Source organism: Clostridium sp. AN503, from assembly GCF_040719375.1.
In the GTDB taxonomy this organism is placed as follows: Bacteria; Bacillota; Clostridia; order Lachnospirales; family Lachnospiraceae; genus Brotaphodocola.
Genome location: NZ_JBFDTP010000002.1, coordinates 2,622,454 through 2,640,213, shown reverse-complemented (window position 1 = coordinate 2,640,213; position 17,760 = coordinate 2,622,454). Strand labels below are relative to the sequence as shown.

Annotated in this window: 17 protein-coding genes and 1 tRNA gene; 15 read left to right on the top strand and 3 right to left on the bottom strand. The window is 50.7% G+C overall.

What is annotated here, in order from left to right; genetic code table 11:
- Window positions 1-527: 527 nt before the first annotated feature.
- The 10 genes from rsxC to AB1I67_RS19565 all read left to right on the top strand — a co-directional run bounded on the left by rsxC (window position 528) and on the right by AB1I67_RS19565 (window position 11,028).
- Window positions 528-1,868, top strand: coding sequence for an electron transport complex subunit RsxC (gene rsxC, locus AB1I67_RS19610; protein WP_367031825.1), 1,341 nt, complete (start codon window positions 528-530; stop codon window positions 1,866-1,868).
- Window positions 1,868-2,794 (top strand): RnfABCDGE type electron transport complex subunit D, encoded by a 927-nt coding sequence (locus AB1I67_RS19605; RefSeq protein WP_367031823.1) that lies wholly within the window; start codon window positions 1,868-1,870, stop codon window positions 2,792-2,794. Before rsxC ends, AB1I67_RS19605 begins: the two co-directional genes overlap by 1 nt.
- The gene (locus AB1I67_RS19600) at window positions 2,791-3,402 is read left to right on the top strand and encodes an RnfABCDGE type electron transport complex subunit G (RefSeq protein ID WP_367031822.1); all 612 of its coding nucleotides are present in this window, start codon (window positions 2,791-2,793) and stop codon (window positions 3,400-3,402) included. Before AB1I67_RS19605 ends, AB1I67_RS19600 begins: the two co-directional genes overlap by 4 nt.
- Window positions 3,403-3,415: 13 nt before the next feature.
- The gene (locus AB1I67_RS19595; protein WP_367031821.1) at window positions 3,416-4,207 is read left to right on the top strand and encodes an electron transport complex subunit E; all 792 of its coding nucleotides are present in this window, start codon (window positions 3,416-3,418) and stop codon (window positions 4,205-4,207) included.
- 14 nt (window positions 4,208-4,221) lie between these two features.
- Entirely contained in the window at window positions 4,222-4,797 is a 576-nt protein-coding gene (gene rsxA / locus AB1I67_RS19590; RefSeq protein ID WP_367031820.1) for an electron transport complex subunit RsxA, read from the top strand.
- A gap of 15 nt (window positions 4,798-4,812) precedes the next feature.
- A complete protein-coding gene (locus AB1I67_RS19585; protein ID WP_367031819.1) occupies window positions 4,813-5,604 on the top strand; it encodes an RnfABCDGE type electron transport complex subunit B in 792 nt (263 codons plus the stop codon).
- 200 nt (window positions 5,605-5,804) lie between these two features.
- Window positions 5,805-6,890 (top strand): PDDEXK nuclease domain-containing protein, encoded by a 1,086-nt coding sequence (locus tag AB1I67_RS19580; RefSeq protein ID WP_367031817.1) that lies wholly within the window; start codon window positions 5,805-5,807, stop codon window positions 6,888-6,890.
- 5 nt (window positions 6,891-6,895) lie between these two features.
- Window positions 6,896-7,942 carry a substrate-binding domain-containing protein gene (locus AB1I67_RS19575; protein WP_367031816.1) on the top strand — a complete coding sequence of 349 codons (1,047 nt, stop codon included), beginning with the start codon at window positions 6,896-6,898 and terminating at the stop codon, window positions 7,940-7,942.
- Window positions 7,914-9,419, top strand: a complete 1,506-nt coding sequence (locus AB1I67_RS19570) for a histidine kinase (RefSeq protein ID WP_367031815.1) — start codon at window positions 7,914-7,916, stop codon at window positions 9,417-9,419. The genes AB1I67_RS19575 and AB1I67_RS19570 overlap by 29 nt, the downstream gene beginning before the upstream one ends.
- A gap of 16 nt (window positions 9,420-9,435) precedes the next feature.
- A complete protein-coding gene (locus AB1I67_RS19565) occupies window positions 9,436-11,028 on the top strand; it encodes a response regulator (RefSeq protein WP_367031813.1) in 1,593 nt (530 codons plus the stop codon).
- Between the two features lie 72 nt (window positions 11,029-11,100).
- Here the strand turns inward: AB1I67_RS19565 and AB1I67_RS19560 are convergent, their stop codons facing one another.
- The 3 genes from AB1I67_RS19560 to AB1I67_RS19550 all read right to left on the bottom strand — a co-directional run bounded on the left by AB1I67_RS19560 (window position 11,101) and on the right by AB1I67_RS19550 (window position 12,359).
- Complete coding sequence (locus AB1I67_RS19560; protein WP_367031812.1) at window positions 11,101-12,015, bottom strand: KilA-N domain-containing protein; 915 nt, start codon at window positions 12,013-12,015, stop codon at window positions 11,101-11,103.
- A tRNA-Ser gene (locus tag AB1I67_RS19555) sits at window positions 11,991-12,090 on the bottom strand. The genes AB1I67_RS19560 and AB1I67_RS19555 overlap by 25 nt, the downstream gene beginning before the upstream one ends.
- 89 nt (window positions 12,091-12,179) lie before the next feature.
- Window positions 12,180-12,359: a hypothetical protein gene (locus tag AB1I67_RS19550; protein ID WP_367031811.1), complete on the bottom strand. Its 180-nt coding sequence runs from the start codon at window positions 12,357-12,359 to the stop codon at window positions 12,180-12,182.
- A 530-nt stretch (window positions 12,360-12,889) separates the two neighbouring features.
- Between AB1I67_RS19550 and AB1I67_RS19545 the strand changes: the two genes are divergently transcribed.
- The 5 genes from AB1I67_RS19545 (at window position 12,890) to AB1I67_RS19525 (ending at window position 17,744) form a co-directional block, all read left to right on the top strand.
- On the top strand, window positions 12,890-13,753 hold the full coding sequence (locus tag AB1I67_RS19545) for a branched-chain amino acid ABC transporter permease (RefSeq protein ID WP_367031810.1): 864 nt from the start codon (window positions 12,890-12,892) through the stop codon (window positions 13,751-13,753).
- A gap of 1 nt (window position 13,754) precedes the next feature.
- Window positions 13,755-14,813, top strand: a complete 1,059-nt coding sequence (locus tag AB1I67_RS19540; protein WP_367031809.1) for a branched-chain amino acid ABC transporter permease — start codon at window positions 13,755-13,757, stop codon at window positions 14,811-14,813.
- A gap of 2 nt (window positions 14,814-14,815) precedes the next feature.
- A complete protein-coding gene (locus AB1I67_RS19535; protein WP_367031808.1) occupies window positions 14,816-15,565 on the top strand; it encodes an ABC transporter ATP-binding protein in 750 nt (249 codons plus the stop codon).
- Window positions 15,558-16,265, top strand: coding sequence for an ABC transporter ATP-binding protein (locus AB1I67_RS19530; RefSeq protein WP_367031806.1), 708 nt, complete (start codon window positions 15,558-15,560; stop codon window positions 16,263-16,265). Before AB1I67_RS19535 ends, AB1I67_RS19530 begins: the two co-directional genes overlap by 8 nt.
- 96 nt (window positions 16,266-16,361) lie before the next feature.
- A complete protein-coding gene (locus AB1I67_RS19525; protein WP_367031805.1) occupies window positions 16,362-17,744 on the top strand; it encodes an ABC transporter substrate-binding protein in 1,383 nt (460 codons plus the stop codon).
- Window positions 17,745-17,760: the final 16 nt, after the last annotated feature.

The following is a 17,760-nucleotide window of genomic DNA, read 5'->3' as shown; positions in this document are numbered from 1 at the left end:
TTAACTCTTTTCATCCGTTCAATAGATTAATGCAGTACGGATATGTTTTATTGCAAAAGATTAAAAAAAATTTCAAAACTTTTAAATCTCACAGATATCACGAAAAACTTATAAGTATTAATAAGTAAAAACTATAAAACATCATGTATTCTCATAAAATAGCAGAAAGACCATATTATTTAAATAAAATTTTCACAATCTGGTTGAGGCGAAAAATCCTGTTCTCCGGGGGGCTGGCTGTAAAAACCGATGTTCCCGTGAGGAATTCCGTCTGTTGGATTTGGATTGTTTTTTTGTAAAAACAAGGTAATTTGACAAAGAAAGAATCTCGTTTAAAAAATAACGAGGAAACTGCCTAAAAACTGTGAAATCGTGGGTTTTTTGACAGCAAAAACTATAAAAATATTGTATACAATGTTAAAAATAGAATTGTGCGGCTTCTTTAATTATGTTATACTGATGGGGATGGCAAAACGAGAGATTTTGTCGATAGCAGTTGAAAATGTATAGAAAGAGGGTAAAGGTAGATGGGATTGGCTACATTTAAAGGCGGCGTTCATCCTTACGAGGGAAAAGAACTGTCCGAGAACAAGCCGGTACAGGTCCTGATGCCGAAGGGGGATATGGTTTATCCGATGTCCCAGCATATCGGCGCCCCGGCTACACCACTTGTAGCAAAGGGCGACAAGGTTCTGGCAGGCCAGAAGATTGGCGAAGCGAGCGGATTTATTTCCGCAAATGTCATCTGTTCCGTTTCCGGCACCGTAAAGGCGATTGAGCCGAGGCGGGTTGCAAATGGTGCGATGGTGAATTCCGTCATCGTGGAAAATGACGGTGAGTACACGTCTGTAGAGGGTCTGGGGACAGACCGGGATCCTGCGAAGCTTTCCAAACAGGAGATCCGTGACATTATCAAGGAGGCAGGTATTGTAGGCCTGGGCGGCGCAGGCTTCCCGACCCATGTGAAGCTGACTCCGAAGGACGAGAATGCGATCGACTACATACTGGTGAACGGCGCGGAGTGTGAGCCGTATCTGACCTCCGATTACCGGATGATGTTAGAGGAGCCGGAGAAGATCGTAGGCGGGCTGAAGGTGATCTTACAGCTTTTTGACAAGGCCAAGGGCGTGATCGGTATTGAGAACAACAAGCCGGAAGCCATCAAGAAGCTGACGGAGTTAGTGAAGGACGAGCCGCGGATCGAGGTATGCCCGCTGCAGACCAAATACCCGCAGGGCGGCGAGCGTTCCCTGATCAACGCCATCACCGGGAGAAAGGTGAACTCTTCGATGCTGCCGGCGGATGCAGGCTGTATCGTGGACAATATCGACACGGTCATCGCCGTTTACATGGCGGTGTGCAAGACGACGCCTCTGATGCGCCGGATCGTGACCGTGACCGGAGACGCAGTGACGGCTCCGCAGAACTATAATGTAAAGATCGGAACCAATTTCCAGGAACTGGTAGATGCGGCGGGCGGTTTTAAGACCGAGCCGGAGAAGCTGATCGCGGGCGGTCCGATGATGGGTATGGCCCTGTTCACCCTGGATATCCCGGTGACCAAGACCTGTTCTGCTTTAACCTGCTTTACCAGGGATGAAGTGGCGGCCAATGCAGAGACCCCGTGTATCCGCTGCGGCAAGTGCGTCAGCGTGTGCCCGAGCCATATCGTTCCGGTCATGATGATGAAGGCCGCCTTAAAGGGCGACTGCGATGCATTCGAGAAGATCGACGGCATGGAATGTATGGAATGCGGAAGCTGTACCTTTATCTGCCCGGCGAAGAGGCCTCTGACCCAGGCATTTAAAGAGATGAGAAAAACGGTTGCGGCAAACCGCAGAAAGAAAGCGCAGGAGGGGAAAAAATAATGAGCAAATTATTAAACGTATCATCCTCCCCGCACGTACGGAGCAATGAGACCACCCAGAGCATCATGATGGATGTGGCGATCGCCATGCTTCCGGCAGCCGCCTTCGGTGTATTCCAGTTTGGCGTGAACGCGCTGCTGGTCCTGCTTATCACGGTTGCGGCCTGCGTGCTGAGTGAGTTGGTATTTGAAAAGATTATGAAAAAGCCGGTTACGATCGCGGACATGAGCGCCGTGGTGACCGGTATGATCCTGGGGCTTAACATGCCTGCGGATATCCCGCTGTGGATCCCGGTGCTTGGCGGCATCTTTGCGATCATCATTGTAAAGCAGCTGTACGGCGGCCTGGGACAGAACTTCATGAACCCGGCCCTGGCGGCCAGATGCTTCCTGCTGATCTCCTTTGCAGGCAAGATGTCCACCTTCACCCTGGACGGTTGGACCGGCGCTACCCCGCTGGCAGTTTTAAAGGCAGGCGGTTCTGTGGATGTGGCGGCTATGTTTATCGGTAAGATCCCGGGTACCATCGGTGAGGTTTCCGTGATCGCACTGCTGATCGGCGCGGCTTACCTGGTATTTAAGAAGGTGATCTCCCTGCGGATCCCGGTTACATATATTGTAACGGTTGCTGTGTTCGTATTTATCTTCGGACAGCAGGATATGAACTTTGTTCTGGCTCATATCTGCGGCGGCGGCCTGATCTTCGGCGCATTCTTCATGGCGACCGACTATGTGACCAGCCCGATCACCCCGAAGGGACAGATTGTGTTCGGTATCCTCTTAGGCGTGCTGACCGGACTGTTCCGTCTGTTCGGAGGCTCCGCTGAGGGTGTTTCCTATGCGATCATCATCAGCAACCTTCTGGTTCCGCTGATCGAGAAAGTAACCCTTCCGAAGGCATTTGGAAAGGAGGGCAAAAAGGCATGAGTAAAGGTGGATTTATGAAAGACGCCCTGGTCCTGTTTGCGATCACCCTGGTTGCAGGCGCATGTCTGGGCGGCGTATACGGCATGACGGAATCGGTCATTGCACAGAGGGAACAGGACGCGAAGGAGGAGGCTTACCGGACGGTTCTGGCAGATGCGGCTTCTTTCGAGACTGATGACTTAACGGAACTTCTTGCAACGGGCAATGAAGAGATTGCCGGTCTTGGCTACGGCAACGTAGTTGTGGACGAGGCAGTCACCGGGCTGGACGCTTCCGGCGCTTTAGTGGGATATGTAGTGACGGCTACCTCCAAGGATGGTTACGGCGGCAATATCACTGTTTCCGTCGGTATCCAGGCTGACGGCACTGTGGCCGGCGTAGAGTTCTTAACCCTGGCTGAGACAGCCGGTCTTGGCATGAACGCCCAGAAACCGGAGTGGAAGGGCCAGTATGCCGGCAAGAACGTGGATGCATTTACCGTGACAAAGAACGGCGCATCCGCAGACAACGAGATCAACGCGATCAGTGGCGCAACGATCACATCAAACGCAGTCACCGGTGCGGTGAACGGGGCAGTTTTCTTTGCAAAGAACTGCCTGGCACAGTAGGAGGTGGGAAATCATGAATAAATGTATCGAGCGTATTTATAACGGTATCATCAAAGAAAACCCGACCTTCGTCCTGATGCTTGGTATGTGTCCGACCCTGGCGGTTACGACCTCCGCCATCAACGGCGTCGGCATGGGACTGTCCACCACGGCGGTTCTGGTTTTCTCCAACTTAATTATCTCCGCACTGCGGAAGATCATTCCGGACCGGGTCCGTATCCCGGCGTATATTGTTATCGTAGCATCCCTGGTTACCATCGTTCAGCTGCTTTTACAGGCATATATCCCGAGCCTGTATGAGTCTCTGGGTATCTTCATCCCGCTGATCGTGGTGAACTGTATCATCCTGGGCCGTGCCGAGGCTTATGCGGCAAAGAACGGTCCTCTGGAATCCACATTTGACGGCATCGGCATGGGCCTTGGTTTTACCGTAGGCCTGACCTGTATCGCCATTTTCCGTGAGATCCTGGGCGCAGGTTCCATTTTCGGAATCGAGTTCATCCCGGAGAATTTCCGGATCGCGATCTTCGGCCTGGCTCCCGGCGCATTCTTCGTGCTGGCGATCCTGACCGCACTGCAGAACTACTTTAAGGCACCGTCCGCGACCAATGGTTCTGTACCCCAGTCCAAGCTTGCCTGCGGTGGAAACTGCATGAACTGTACCGGTTCTGCCTGCATGGCCAATCACACTACGCTGGAGTCCTTAAGGATCCAGGCGGAGGAGGAAGCCCTGGCGGCAAAGAAAGCGGCTCTGGCGAAAAAAGAGGCTGAGATGAAAGCCAAGATGGAAAAGAAAGACGAATAGGAGGGGCTGAGTAGATGAAAGAATTGATTTTAGTAATTGTAGGCGCTGCTCTGGTGAATAACATCATCCTGAGTCAGTTCCAGGGTCTCTGCCCGTTCCTTGGTGTTTCCAAGAAGGTAGATACCTCACTGGGTATGGGTGGAGCCGTTATCTTCGTTATCGTGCTTGCATCCATCGTGACGAATCTGGTTTATACGTTTGTCCTGGTACCGCTTAACGTGACCTACTTACAGACGATCGCCTTTATCCTGGTGATCGCTGCGCTGGTTCAGTTCGTTGAGATGTTCCTCAAGAAAAATGTACCGTCCCTGTATCAGGCGCTGGGTGTATTCCTGCCGCTGATCACCACCAACTGCGCAGTGCTGGGTTCCGCTCTGACCAACGTTCAGAAGGAGTACAACTTTATTTTCAGCGTAGCGAACGGTTTTGGTACTGCGGTCGGCTTCACCATCGCGATCGTGCTGCTGGCAAGTATCCGTGAAAGCATTGAAGACAATGATATCCCATATACCTTCAAGGGGTCACCGATCGTGTTGATCACCTCCGGTCTGATGGCGATTGCCTTCATGGGCTTTTCCGGTCTGATTTAAGAGGAGGAGCGAGAGATGAATATGACAGGTTTGCTTTTGGCGGCGGTCATCATTGGCGCCATCGGTATTATCATCGGTGTGCTCCTTGGGATAGCCAGCGAAGCATTTAAAGTAGAGGTAGATGAAAAAGAGATCCTGGTCCGTGCAGAGCTGCCGGGCAACAACTGCGGCGGCTGCGGCTTCCCTGGCTGCGACGGCCTGGCAAGCGCCATTGCGGCAGGTACGGCGGCAGTCAATGCCTGCCCGGTGGGCGGTCCGGATGTGGCAGACCGGATCGCAGCCATTATGGGTGTGGAGAGCGGCGCTGCCGACAAGAAGGTGGCATTTGTAAAGTGTAAAGGTACCTGCGACAAGACCAGGGTGCAGTACAATTACTTCGGTATCGACGACTGCTCCAAGGTGGCAGTGGTACCGGGTTCCGGCGAGAAGGCATGTACCTACGGCTGTATGGGCTATGGCTCCTGTGTGAAGGCATGTGCCTTCGACGCGATCCATGTGGTGGACGGCGTGGCTGTGGTAGACAAGGAAAAATGCGTGGCCTGCGGCAAGTGCGTGGCAGCCTGCCCGAACCGTCTGATCGAGCTGGTTCCGTATTCCGCAAAGCACCTGGTGCAGTGTTCTTCCCACGACAAGGGCAAGGACGTGAAGGCCAAATGTGACAATGGCTGTATCGCATGTACCCTGTGCACCAAGCAGTGTGAGTTCGATGCGATCCATATGGACAACAACGTGGCCGTGATCGATTATGAGAAGTGCACCAACTGCGGGAAGTGCGCGGTGAAGTGTCCGGCGAAGGTGATTGTGTAGGTCGGAAATTCTTTATATGTTCAGTTTTATGAACAGGTTTATTGAGAGGCAAATGAAGCGTCACAGACTGTCGGCAGAGATGCCTGGCGGGCTGTGGCGCTTTTTGGGTGGCGCTTTTTGTAGATTCAAGCTATTTTGATTTTAGCTGATTCATGTTATACTTGTACTTAACTGATTCAGGTTTGCAGGGAGGCAGAGGTATGAATGGATTGATAAAAGACGTAAATACTGACATTATGAAAAACTATAAAAGATCAGATGATATTGTTTCTGATATGCAGGAAATCATCAATGCCTCTCAGAAACAGGCGCTTCAGGCTGTAAATGTTGCTTTGGTCAGGCGGAACTGGCTGATCGGATACCGTATAGCTGAGGAGGAGTTACAGGGAGAAGATCGCGCGGAATATGGTTTGAGTGTCATAAAGCGGCTGTCAAAGGAACTGACTAAAATTTATGGGAAAGGGTTTACAAAAACGAACCTGTATAGTTTTTATTCTTTTTATAAGTGTTATCCTCAGATTTTCCAGACACTGTCTGGAAAATCTAAAATACTGTTATCGTGGAGTCATTATACAATCCTGATAAAAGTAAAGGACGAAAAAGCCCGTAACTGGTACGAGAAAGAAGCCGTTGATCAGACCTGGAGTGTTCGGACTTTACAGAGAAATATAGATTCTCAGTACTATTATCGTTTGCTTGCAAGTCAAAATCCTGTGCCTGTTGAGCGGGAAATGAGAGCGATTACGGCAGACTACCAGACGGATAAGCTGGAATTTATCAAGAATCCTGTAGTGGCGGAGTTTCTGGGCTTCTCAGCGCAGGAGTCCTTTACGGAAACGCAGCTAGAAGGCAGCATTATAACAAATTTGCAGAAATTCCTTATGGAACTGGGAAAGGGTTATGCTTTTGTGGCCCGTCAGCAGCACATCAAAACAGCAAAAGAAGATTATTTTATCGACCTGGTTTTTTATAATTATATTTTAAAGTGCTTTGTGCTGATCGATCTGAAAACCAGCAAAATCACTCACCAAGATGTAGGGCAGATGGATATGTACATCCGTATGTATGATGAAATGAAACGGAGTGAAGGAGATAATCCTACACTGGGCATTGTCCTTTGTACTGAGACAGACGAAGATATAGCCCGGTACTCAATACTACATGGAAATGAGCAGTTGTTTGCTTCAAAATATAAGCTGTATCTTCCGACAGAAGAGGAACTGCGTGCTGAGATAGAGAGCCAGAAAGCCATTTTTGAATTGCAGCAGAAAAGCCCACAGGAGTAAAGACTATGGAACCAGATCCCAATAAGAAACCAATCCTTTCAAAAAAATTATACGCAGCAGCGGGCATTCTCCTGGCGGCATCGGTTGCCGCCATGTTTGCCGGCTATTTTTTGCTGCTGGAAAACCATGCGGCGGTGGACGCGGATTACAGCTCCTATGATTATCATATCGCTATCATATCCGACGATACAGACAATTCTTTTTGGAAGGATGTTTATGAAGGTGCTGTGGCGGAAGGCAGGGAGTATGGGGCTTATGTGGAGCAGATCGACGAGGGGCTGGTAGACCGGTTTTCCATGGAGGATGCCATCAATGTTGCCATCTATGAAGGGGTGGATGGGATCCTTCTTCGTCCTACGGAAGGGAAAGTCAGTGAGGAGATGATCGACAAGGCCTACAGCCTCGGAATTCCGGTCATCACCATGCAGAAGGATGTGCAGGACTCCAGACGGCAGGGATTTGTGGGGATCAACGATTATTTCCTCGGGCAGGAATTTGGAAAACGGGTGCTTAAGCTGGCGGATGAGAATACCCGCCTGGTGACGGTGCTGTTCCCTGGGGCCAGGTTTAATGAGACCAGCCGGAGCTGGTTTCGCCAGGGAATCCAGAATACGGTGCAAAAAGAGCAGATCCGGTTTGATTTCAGGATCATCCGTGATGATAAGGGGCTTAATAATGCAGAGGATGTGATCCACGATATCGTGGAGGGGATGGTGGAGCAGCCGGACATGGTCATCTGTCTGGACGAGGTCATCACCCAGTCCACCTGTCAGATGATCTACGACAGAGGGCTGTCCGACCGGATCAAGGTGATCGGCAGTTACGTAACGGATGCGATCCTGGAGGGGATCGAGGAGGGGTATATCGATTCCACGATCACCATCGACGCGGAAGCTATGGGACGCATGAGCGTTGATGCCCTTATGACGTACATAAACTACCACATGGTCAGCTATTATACGGAGGTGGACACGATGCTGGTGGACCGGTCCATGGCTGCGGCGTACAGAAGGGAGGAGCGGGATGGAGAAGAACCGGTTATGGAAAAATAAATATTTTTCAAACCAGTCCCTGCGGACCAAGCTGATCCTCCCGGTCATCATCACCATGGCAGTCTCACTTGGGATCAATCTCATCCTGTTTGGAAGGATCGATACGATCGTGAAAAATATGGATCAGGTGTATGCCACCAATATCCGCCTGGGGGAGCTGGAAGGGCTTTTGACGGAGCTGGAGAGCGATGTATACCAGTATCTGAATATCCAGAGCCAGGATGCCTTAGATGCGTTTGACCGGAATCGGGAAACGTTTGAGGCCATGGTTTATGAGATTGACGATACGATCACCGATCATCCGGCCCGGCGCATGGAGCGCAATATCCGCAGCCTTGCCATTTCCTGGCTGGAGCTGACCGACGAGGCCATACAGGCCAAGCAGCGCCATGACGTGACTGCTTACAAGGCGAGCTTTGTGGAGATCCAGAAGCTTTATACCTACCTTCTGGCATACATACGCGGGCTGGATGACCTGCGGTTCAAGGCCAATTCGGAGAATTATGACGTGCTTTACCAGTATCTGCGATATCTGGAGGTGTTTATGGTGGCGGTGCTGGCGGGGGTCACCTGCTGTCTGATGGTGCTTTTGTATGGCATTATCGGAAACTTTACGCGGCCGCTGGAGAAACTGGCAGGGAAGGCAAAGGAAGTGGGCCGGGGGAACTTTGGTATCATCCTGGAGGAGCCGGAGAGCGGGGATGAGGTAGGTACTGTGACGGTGGCATTTAACCAGATGATCGTCAGCATCAACGACTATATCCGGCGGATCCGGGAGAGCATGGAGACGGAGATCCGGATGAAGGAACGGGAGCTGGCGATGGAAAACCTGCTGAAGGACGCCCAGCTTAAATATTACCAGGCGCAGATCAACCCGCATTTTCTGTTCAATACGCTTAATGCAGGGCAGCAGTTAGCCATGATGGAGGATGCGGAACGCACCTACGCGTTTATCGAAAATATGGCCTCGTTCTTCCGGTACCGTTTAAAGAGCAACGGGGAGGTCTCCACACTGCGGGAGGAGATCGAGCTGATCGACAGTTATATGTACATCATGAACGTGCGGTATTCCAATGAGATCCATCTTAAGAAGGCGATCGACGCCCGGCTTTTAGATATCCGTTTTCCTGGCATGGTGCTGCAGCCGGTGATTGAAAACGCCCTGCGCCACGGGCTTGGCGGTGTGGAGTGGGAGAAACGGATCTGGTTTTCTGTGAGTCAGGAGAATGGGGAGGCCATAATCTGCATCCGCGATAATGGCATGGGTATATCGCAGGAGACCCTTGAGAACTTAAACTCAGGCAATATCCCGCCTCAGGAGGATAAGCAGGATTCAGGCAACGGCGTGGGCCTGGCAAACGTCCGGGAACGGCTGCGGCTGTATTTTGACCGGGTTGATGTGATGACTGTGGAGAGTGGCGGGGAAGGAAAAGGAGCCGCCGTCACCATACGGGTGCCGATCCTTCCCATAACATAAGATAAGGAGTTCAACCATGTACAAGATTTTGATAGCAGATGACGAGGGGATCGTCACCGACTCCCTCCAGTTTATCATAGAAAAAAATTTCGGCAGCGAATGCCAGATAGCCATTGCCAAGAACGGACGGCAGGCGATCGAGACCGCGGAGAGCTTTCAGCCGGACATCGCTCTTTTGGATATTCAGATGCCGGGCATCAATGGGCTGAAGGCTTTAGAGGAGATCCGCGCCCAGAACCCCAGGATCAAGACCCTGATCCTCACGGCCTATGACAATTTTGATTACGCCAAGGAGGCGCTGCGCCTGGGGGCTGTGGATTATCTGATGAAGCCGATCAACAAAAAAGCGATCGTGGAGCGCCTGACCGGCATGATGCACACCATCGATCAGGAGCGGCAGAAGCGCAGGGACGATCTTCTGGTGAAGGAAAAGATGGAGGCAGTGATCCCCATTATTGAAAATGGATTTGTCATCAGCCTGATCATCCAGAATGAGTATGAGGACAGCGGGCAGCAGTACCGGAACCTGCTAAATCTGGAGGAGGACTACGGCATCATCATGGCTCTGGAATGGGGCAATGCCCGGGAAGGCGCGGCTATGGGCAATCCGGTAGGCTCCGGTGTCCTGGCTCATAAGTATTATGGGAAAATGTCGGAGCTTGTGAAGGTGTATTTCCGGGCTTTTGTCAGCGGGATCATGGGGAATAAGCTGATCTGCGTGATTCCTTCGGTGGAACCGGATCTGGAGTACGGAGCCAGGCTCCAGTTGATCGAGAAGGCCAGGAGCCTGGTCACTTCGCTGAAGCATGCAGTGGGGATTGATTTTAAAGCTGGGATCGGGACGGTCAGGCCCTGGGAGGACATGTTTGATTCCTACCAGGAAGCGCTCAATGCGCTCCGGCACGGAATGCGGAATGTGAACCACATTGACGATTTGGTGGTGAAGGACAACCGGGAAAAACAGAAACAGTTGATGGAGCAGATGGTGTTGAAGGCGGTTTCCATGGGAGTGGAGCACGACGCACGCCAGGAGGCTACGGTATTTGCCAGTTGGGTGCTGAAAAACCAGGACAGCAGCCTGGAGGAAGAAAAATTACAGCTTATGGAGATGCTGCTTCTGGGCAGGCGGATGGTGCAGGACCAGGGAGGCTCGCCTCTTAAGGATCAGGAGCTTTTAGGTGCGCTTCTTGCAGCTCAGGATGAGGAGACGGTGCGCCAGAAGTTCGTGGCGGCCATGGTGGAACTGGCCCAGGCTGTGGTCATTAAAAATCAGGAGCAGGACGGCATCATCACCAGGGCCCAGGAATATATCCGGCAGAATTTCCGCAAGGATATCTCCCTGGAGGAGGTGGCTCAGACCGTAGGCATCAGTCCCTATTACTTCAGTAAGCTGTTTAAGGAAGAAGCGGGGATGAACTTTACGGAATATCTGACCGGGATCCGGATCGAGACGGCAAAAAGGCTGCTCTCAGAAGGGACCTTAAGCATCAAGCAGGTCTGCGTGGATTCCGGCTATGCCAATCCCAATTATTTCAGCCGGATTTTTAAGAAGTGGGTGGGGATCACGCCTACGGAATTCCGGGACGGGATGGGTGAGGGGAATTCGTAAATGGAGGACATAAAGAGGGAGCTTGTGCACCCTCTCGAGCAGCCGCGCAGAGATAAATGGCTGATATAGCGGTTATTTATCTTTGCGCTCGATTTTCCCTGCGTTATCAGTTTCTTCAATAAGATTTTTCCTCAATGAGCTAATAATTCCCTGATTCTTTTTTAGAAGTTCAAGCTGCCGATATGCTTTCTCTCTCAATATTTTCAACCGTTCAATTTTAGGAATCTTTTGCCGTATCAGATCAGCGTTCGTATCTTCCAGATTGATGAGTACGACTAATTCTTCTGCCGAGGCAAAATCTCTAATATTAGGCGATTTCCCACTTGTCCCTGTTTCATTTCTCCACTGTGCTGCTGTTTTTCCAAATAATGCCATATTAAGAATGTCGGCTTCTGATGCGTATGTATAAGCCATTTCCTGAGGAGATAATGTAGGCGTTATCAGAAATTCTTTTACGGCGTCTGTATGAATACGATAGTTTATTTTTGAAAGTTCTCTTTTGGCATCCCATCCAATCGCGAGTCTGCCTGCTTCATCCTTTTTTAATCTTTGATAATCTTTAATAATATAGAGTTTAAATTCGGGAGAAATCCAGGATGCAAATTCAAATGCAATATCTGTATGAGCATACGTTCCTCCATATCTTCCTGATTTGGACACAATACCTATTGCATCCGTCGCCTGTATCCATTGCTGCGGTGTCAATGTAAATGCATTATCGCCAGACGCTGTTTTAAACCTATCGAATTCGATAGGTTTAAAATTCGGATTGTGAATCTGTTCCCATAAACCCAAAAAAGAAATGGTAGAATGATTACGCATCCAGTTTGCGACTACAATAAAGGCATTATCCGGATTTTTGTATTTTGCAATATCCGTTAAAGAAATATAGGCATCTCCTTTTAGAAATGGATGTTTTGTTTGGCTTCTCAAATGAGGGAATTTATCGCTATGCAAATCCGGGCAGATGCTGGGAATCGAACCCACGAAATCGTCGCAGATACCCCATTGAATATGCACAATCTCGAACCCGCCACCGCGTTACCTCTTCGCCACATCTGCCATGTTATTGGGCAATTTCTTCTCCTATATTATGGATAAATTTCATTTCATACTCATTCATATCATAGACATTTGCTATGGCATTATTTTCAGCATTCTGCTTTAAGTCCGACAATGCTCCATTCAATAACCTCAAAATTAAAGCCGGCTTTTATGTCTTCAAATCCTATTTTTGTGGTTTTGCTTTCAGATGTGTTGAATTTTTTAAACCCGATAGCGGCAATAATTAAGATGGCTATAACAATAATGACGGTTAATGCTTTGGACATAAGTTGCTTTTAGAAAAAATCTGATTTCCTTCTTGGCGGTACTTTATTAAACCAGCTAATCCTTGTAGAAATAATTATATCATTTTTGATTGAGTTATGGTACTTGTTTTTGCTATTTATTTGTCGATTTTTTTGTTTTGTGAAAGTTGTCGTAAATATGTTGTGTCTATTTTTTAGGGGACTTTTTTGTTGAAATAAGAGTAAAAAGTTCCCTAAATAGCAACTCCCAAGCAAACTAAACCACAATAGCACAAATTTGCAGCAAAATAATGCTACACAATTTAGAATATTTCCGGAACAGAAATGAAAATGTGCAGCATCTCGCAAGTTAGTGCTATTTTTTTTATGCTAAACTAGGTCCATGGTATCATATGAACACTTAGCGAGGCCAAGCCGTAAGGCGCAGGGCGAGGTTAGTGTGAATATATGCCTGGACACTTAATGAGAGCGAGCCGTAGGCGAAGGTCGAATTTAGTGACCATGGCAGCGTTATATCAAATACAAGAATTTGAGAGAGGAGGATTACGTTCATGGACATGTTTTTGCAGGCTTGTGTCAATGGACTTCTGATGGGAGGCTTTTACTCCCTGATGGGCATGGGGCAAAACATTATTTTTGGCGTTATGAAAATTGTAAACTTCTGCCATGGAGAGATGCTGATGGTGGGTATGTACTTAACGTTCATACTCTACACCTTTTTCGGGATCGATCCCTATCTGGCGGTTCCGTTGGTGGCGGCCGTTATGTTTTTCCTGGGCGCGGGGATCCAGCATACGCTGATCACGCCGTCCCTGGGGACCAAGAGCTTCACGAACCTTTTATTTCTGACAGTGGGGTTGGGACTTTTGCTTTCTAACGGAGCGCTGGTGATCTTCGGTTCGGAGTACCGCTCGATCCGCACCGCTTATTCCCAGACCTACATACCGCTGGGGCCGGTGACCATATCCCTGCCCAGGATGATCAGCTTTGGTGTGTTGATCGTGGTCACGATCGCGCTTTTCGCGTTCTTAAAGTATACCACCATAGGCAAGCAGATCCGCGCCGTATCCCAGAACCCGGTAGGCGCTGAGGTGGTGGGCATCGATGTAAAGAAGATCTATCTTCTGACTTACGGTCTGGGCGTTGCGCTTGCGGGTACCGCGGGGGCGCTGCTGACCCAGTTTTACACGATCTTCCCGACGGCGGGGGCCAGCTTCGGATTCCGGGCGCTGATTGTGGTGGTTGTGGGTGGACTTGGATCCATTCCGGGAGCGTTTCTGGCGGGAATCTTTTTGGGGCTTTTGGAGACCATGAGCGCGCTGTTTATCAGTCCGTCCTACAGCGACCTGATCGTATTTATGACATTTATCGTGATCCTGGTTGTACGCCAGACCGTGATAGCGAGGAGGAAATAATATGGATAGTAAGAAAGCGGTACGCATTTACCATCGGAATCTTGCCATCCTGATCGGCCTGATTCTGCTGGCGTTCATCCTGATTCCCACCATGGTGAAATCGCCGTACATGTTAAATATTTTCGTTCTGACCTTTTATATGTCCACCCTGTCCATGGCATGGAACCTGTTGGGCGGCATGACGGGGCAGAACTCCCTTGGCCATGCGGCCTATATGGGCCTGGGCGCCTATGCCTGCTGCCTGCTGGTGGTAAAGACCGGGGCCAACCCATGGCTGGCTGCGATCTTCGGCATGGTGGTGGTGGGACTGGTCGCGGGTATTGTGTTTTATCCCTGTTTTATTCTGCGGGGACCGTATTTCACCCTGGTCTCCATTGCCTTTGGTGAATCCATCCGTCAGTTGATCATCAACTCGGAGTTCTTCGGAAGGGCCAGCGGCGTGGGCCTGCCCTTCGGTCAGGATTCCTGGCTGAACTTCCGGTTCGGAAGCAAGGTGCCTTATTACTACGTGGGACTGATCATGATGGTGGGTATCTACCTGGTCCTGAAAAAGATCGACCGGTCCAAAATGGGATTTGCCTTAAAGACCATCCGTGAGGATGAGGACGCGGCTGCGGCCATTGGGATCAATCCAACCAAATATAAGATCATGGCGGTTGTGATCTCGGCTATGGTGGCGGGGCTGGTGGGCTTCTTCTATGCCAGCTATATCCGCTATATTGATCCGGAGCTGATGATCCAGGCCAAGTCCACCGAGTCGGTGCTCCCGGCGGTCGTGGGCGGCGCGGCCTTTGTGGAAGGCCCGATCGTGGGCGGTCTGATCATGATCCCGCTTTCCGAGTATTTGAGAGCTAATTTCAGCGCCGTGCTGCCGGGCATTAACATGCTGATGTACGCGGTGGTGCTGCTGGCGGTCATCCGGTTCCGCCCGTCCGGCGTTCTTGGCTGGTATATGCACAGCAAGACGAAACAGTTTATCGATGAAAAGATCTTAAAGAAACCTTCCCAGGAAATATTGGAGGAAGTGGAGTTGATGGAATATGAGAGGAAGGAGGCGTAGAGATGGCGGAATCTCCGATTATTGAAGTACAGAATATTACCAAGCGTTTTAAAGGACTGACAGCCGTGAAGGACGTTTCCTTTTCCATTAGAGAGGGCGGCATCACGGGCATGATCGGGCCGAACGGCGCGGGAAAGTCCACCACCTTTAATATGATCTGCGGGTATTATCCTCCCACGGAGGGCCGGATCTTCTATAAGGGGAAGGACATTACCGACAAGAAAGCCTTTGAGTACACCAATATGAAGATCGCCAGGACCTTCCAGATCATGAAGCCGCTTAAGAACTTAAGTGTGCTGGATAATGTGGTGGCGTCTTCCTATTTCGGCCATGCCGGAGCGAAGAGTGTGAAGGAGGCAAGGGAGCGGGCCATGGAGGTGCTGCAGTTCACCGGCCTCTATGAGAAGCGCCATGTGCTCTCCAAGGACATGGGAACGCCTGACCAGAAGCGGCTGGAGATGGCAAGAGCTTTAGCTACCAGGCCGGAAATGCTGTTTTTAGACGAGAACATGGCAGGCCTTAACCCGGCTGAAACGGAGGAGGCCATCCGGCTGATCCGTAAGATCAATGAATCCGGCGTGACGATCTTTTTGATCGAGCATATCATGCAGGCGGTAGTCAGCCTGTGTGAAGAAGTGATCGTGCTCCATCACGGCGAGAAGATCGCGGAAGGCACGCCGGAGCAGGTGATGAATGATCCCTATGTAATGGAAGTATATCTGGGTATGAAGAAGGAGGATGCACATGCTTAAGGTCGAAGGATTGAATGCAGGGTATGGCTCCGTCAATATCCTGTGGGACATCGGATTTACACTGGAAGATGGGGAGATCGTAGCGATCCTGGGGTCCAACGGCGCAGGCAAGACTACCATGGTGCGGGCGGTCACGGGAATGTTAAAACCCTCCTCCGGAACGATCCTGTTTAACGGGGAGGACCTGGCGAAGAAAAATTCCAGGGTGATCTTAAACAGCGGTATTGTGCAGGTGCCGGAGGGACGTCAGCTCTTCACGGAGATGACTGTTTTGGAGAATCTGCAGATGGGCGCGTTCAATAAGGAGACAAAGGCCCATTTCCAGGCGAATTTAAAGAAAGCTTACGGATGGTTTCCAAAGCTGGAGGAGAGGGCCAAACAGGCCGCGGGCACCTTATCCGGCGGCGAGCAGCAGATGGTGGCCGTGGCGCGGGCGCTGATCGGCGAGCCGAAGCTTTTGATCCTGGATGAGCCGTCCCTGGGACTGGCGCCGAATATCGTGGACGATATCCTGAATGTGGCGTCCACCCTGGCGAAAAACGACGGCATCTCGGTGCTTTTGGTAGAGCAGGATATCACCAAGGCCCTGGCCTCGGCGGATAGAGGATATGTGATCGAGAACGGCCGCATTGCCCTGGAAGGAACTTCCGCTGAATTGCAGGCCAATGAACACGTCAAGAAAGCATACCTTGGCATTTAGAAACCGATTTGGGAAAAGATTTTTACACCGCTGGCAGTCTGGTGTGAAATAGAGACAGTTCCGGGGATTCCGGAACAGTAAAAAAGGAGGAAGATCATGAAATTGAAAAAAATTACTTCTGTATTGTGTGTTGCAGCCATGGCCATGTCCATGCTGGCAGGGTGTTCCGGAGGTTCGGGAGCATCGGCGACCACTGCAGCGCCTGCGGCAGCAGGAAGTGAAGCAGTGACTGAGGCCGTTACGAAGGCAGCGGAGGCAGCCGCAGAGGCTGATACGAAAGCGGCGGAGGCCGGCGCTGACCTGACCGGCGAGCCGATCAAGATCGGTACGATCTATGCCATGTCCGGCGGTTCTGCCGCCATTGGCACCAATATCCTGCGCGGTATTGACTTTGCAGTGGCAGAGATCAATGCGGCAGGCGGCGTTGACGGTCGTCCCTTAGAGGTCGTCCGCGGCGACCATGCAGGGGATGCCGCTACCGGCAGATCTGAGGCGGAGCGCCTGATCTCCCAGGAGAAAGTAGATGTGATGATGGGCTGCCATATGTCCGTTGTGACTGAAGTTGTGGCTCAGGTATGCCAGCAGTACGGCGTTCCGATGATCACCGCGATCTCTACCCTGGACAGGCTGTCCAATGAGGAGCACAAGGATATGGACTATTTCTTCCGTCTGTGCCCGTTAAACTCTGTCTATGTGGAAAATATGCTGATGTATCTGAAGGATTCCGCAGAGCAGACCGGCGAGGAGATCAAGACCGTGGCGATCTTTACTGACAGAGCGGCCATCGGACAGGAGCTGATCCGCTGCGTGGAGCTGTTCAAGGACGAGTACGGCATTGAGCTGGTTGCAACTGTCGACTACACCAGCAATGCAACTGACTTGAGCGCCCAGGTGCTTGCATTAAAGCAGGCTGATCCGGATGCGATCCTGTGTGATTCCTATATCGGCGACGCTACCCTGTTTATCCAGACCTTAAAGGAGCAGAACTACAGCCCGAAGATGATCGTAGCAAAGGCAAACGGCTTTACCGATCCGTCCTTTATCACCAACTTAGGCGCGATCTCCAACGGCGTTGCTTCCGTTGTTGAGTTCAACCCGGATCTGGTAAATGGCGTTGAGATCAACAAAGAGTTCAAGGCTGAGTACGGTGTTGACATGAACGGTCACTCCGCAGAGTCCTATACTGTAGTATGGCTGTTCAAGACCGCCATCGAGGCCGCCGGCAGCACCGATGGCGAGGCTGTGAAGAACGCCCTTGCCGAGCTGGACATCCAGGGCGAGTTCCCGGGCGGACGCAAGATCATCCTGCCGTATGACCAGATCAAATTTGAAAACTATGATCTGGCCGGTGAGACCCATTACAGGGACAACACCGCCGCATCGGTAGCGATCGCCCAGATCCAGGACGGCGAATGGAAGACCGTATGGCCGTTCAGCTTTACGGATACCAAGATTGCTTATCCGGCTCCGTTACAGTAATTTAAAAAGAAAATTT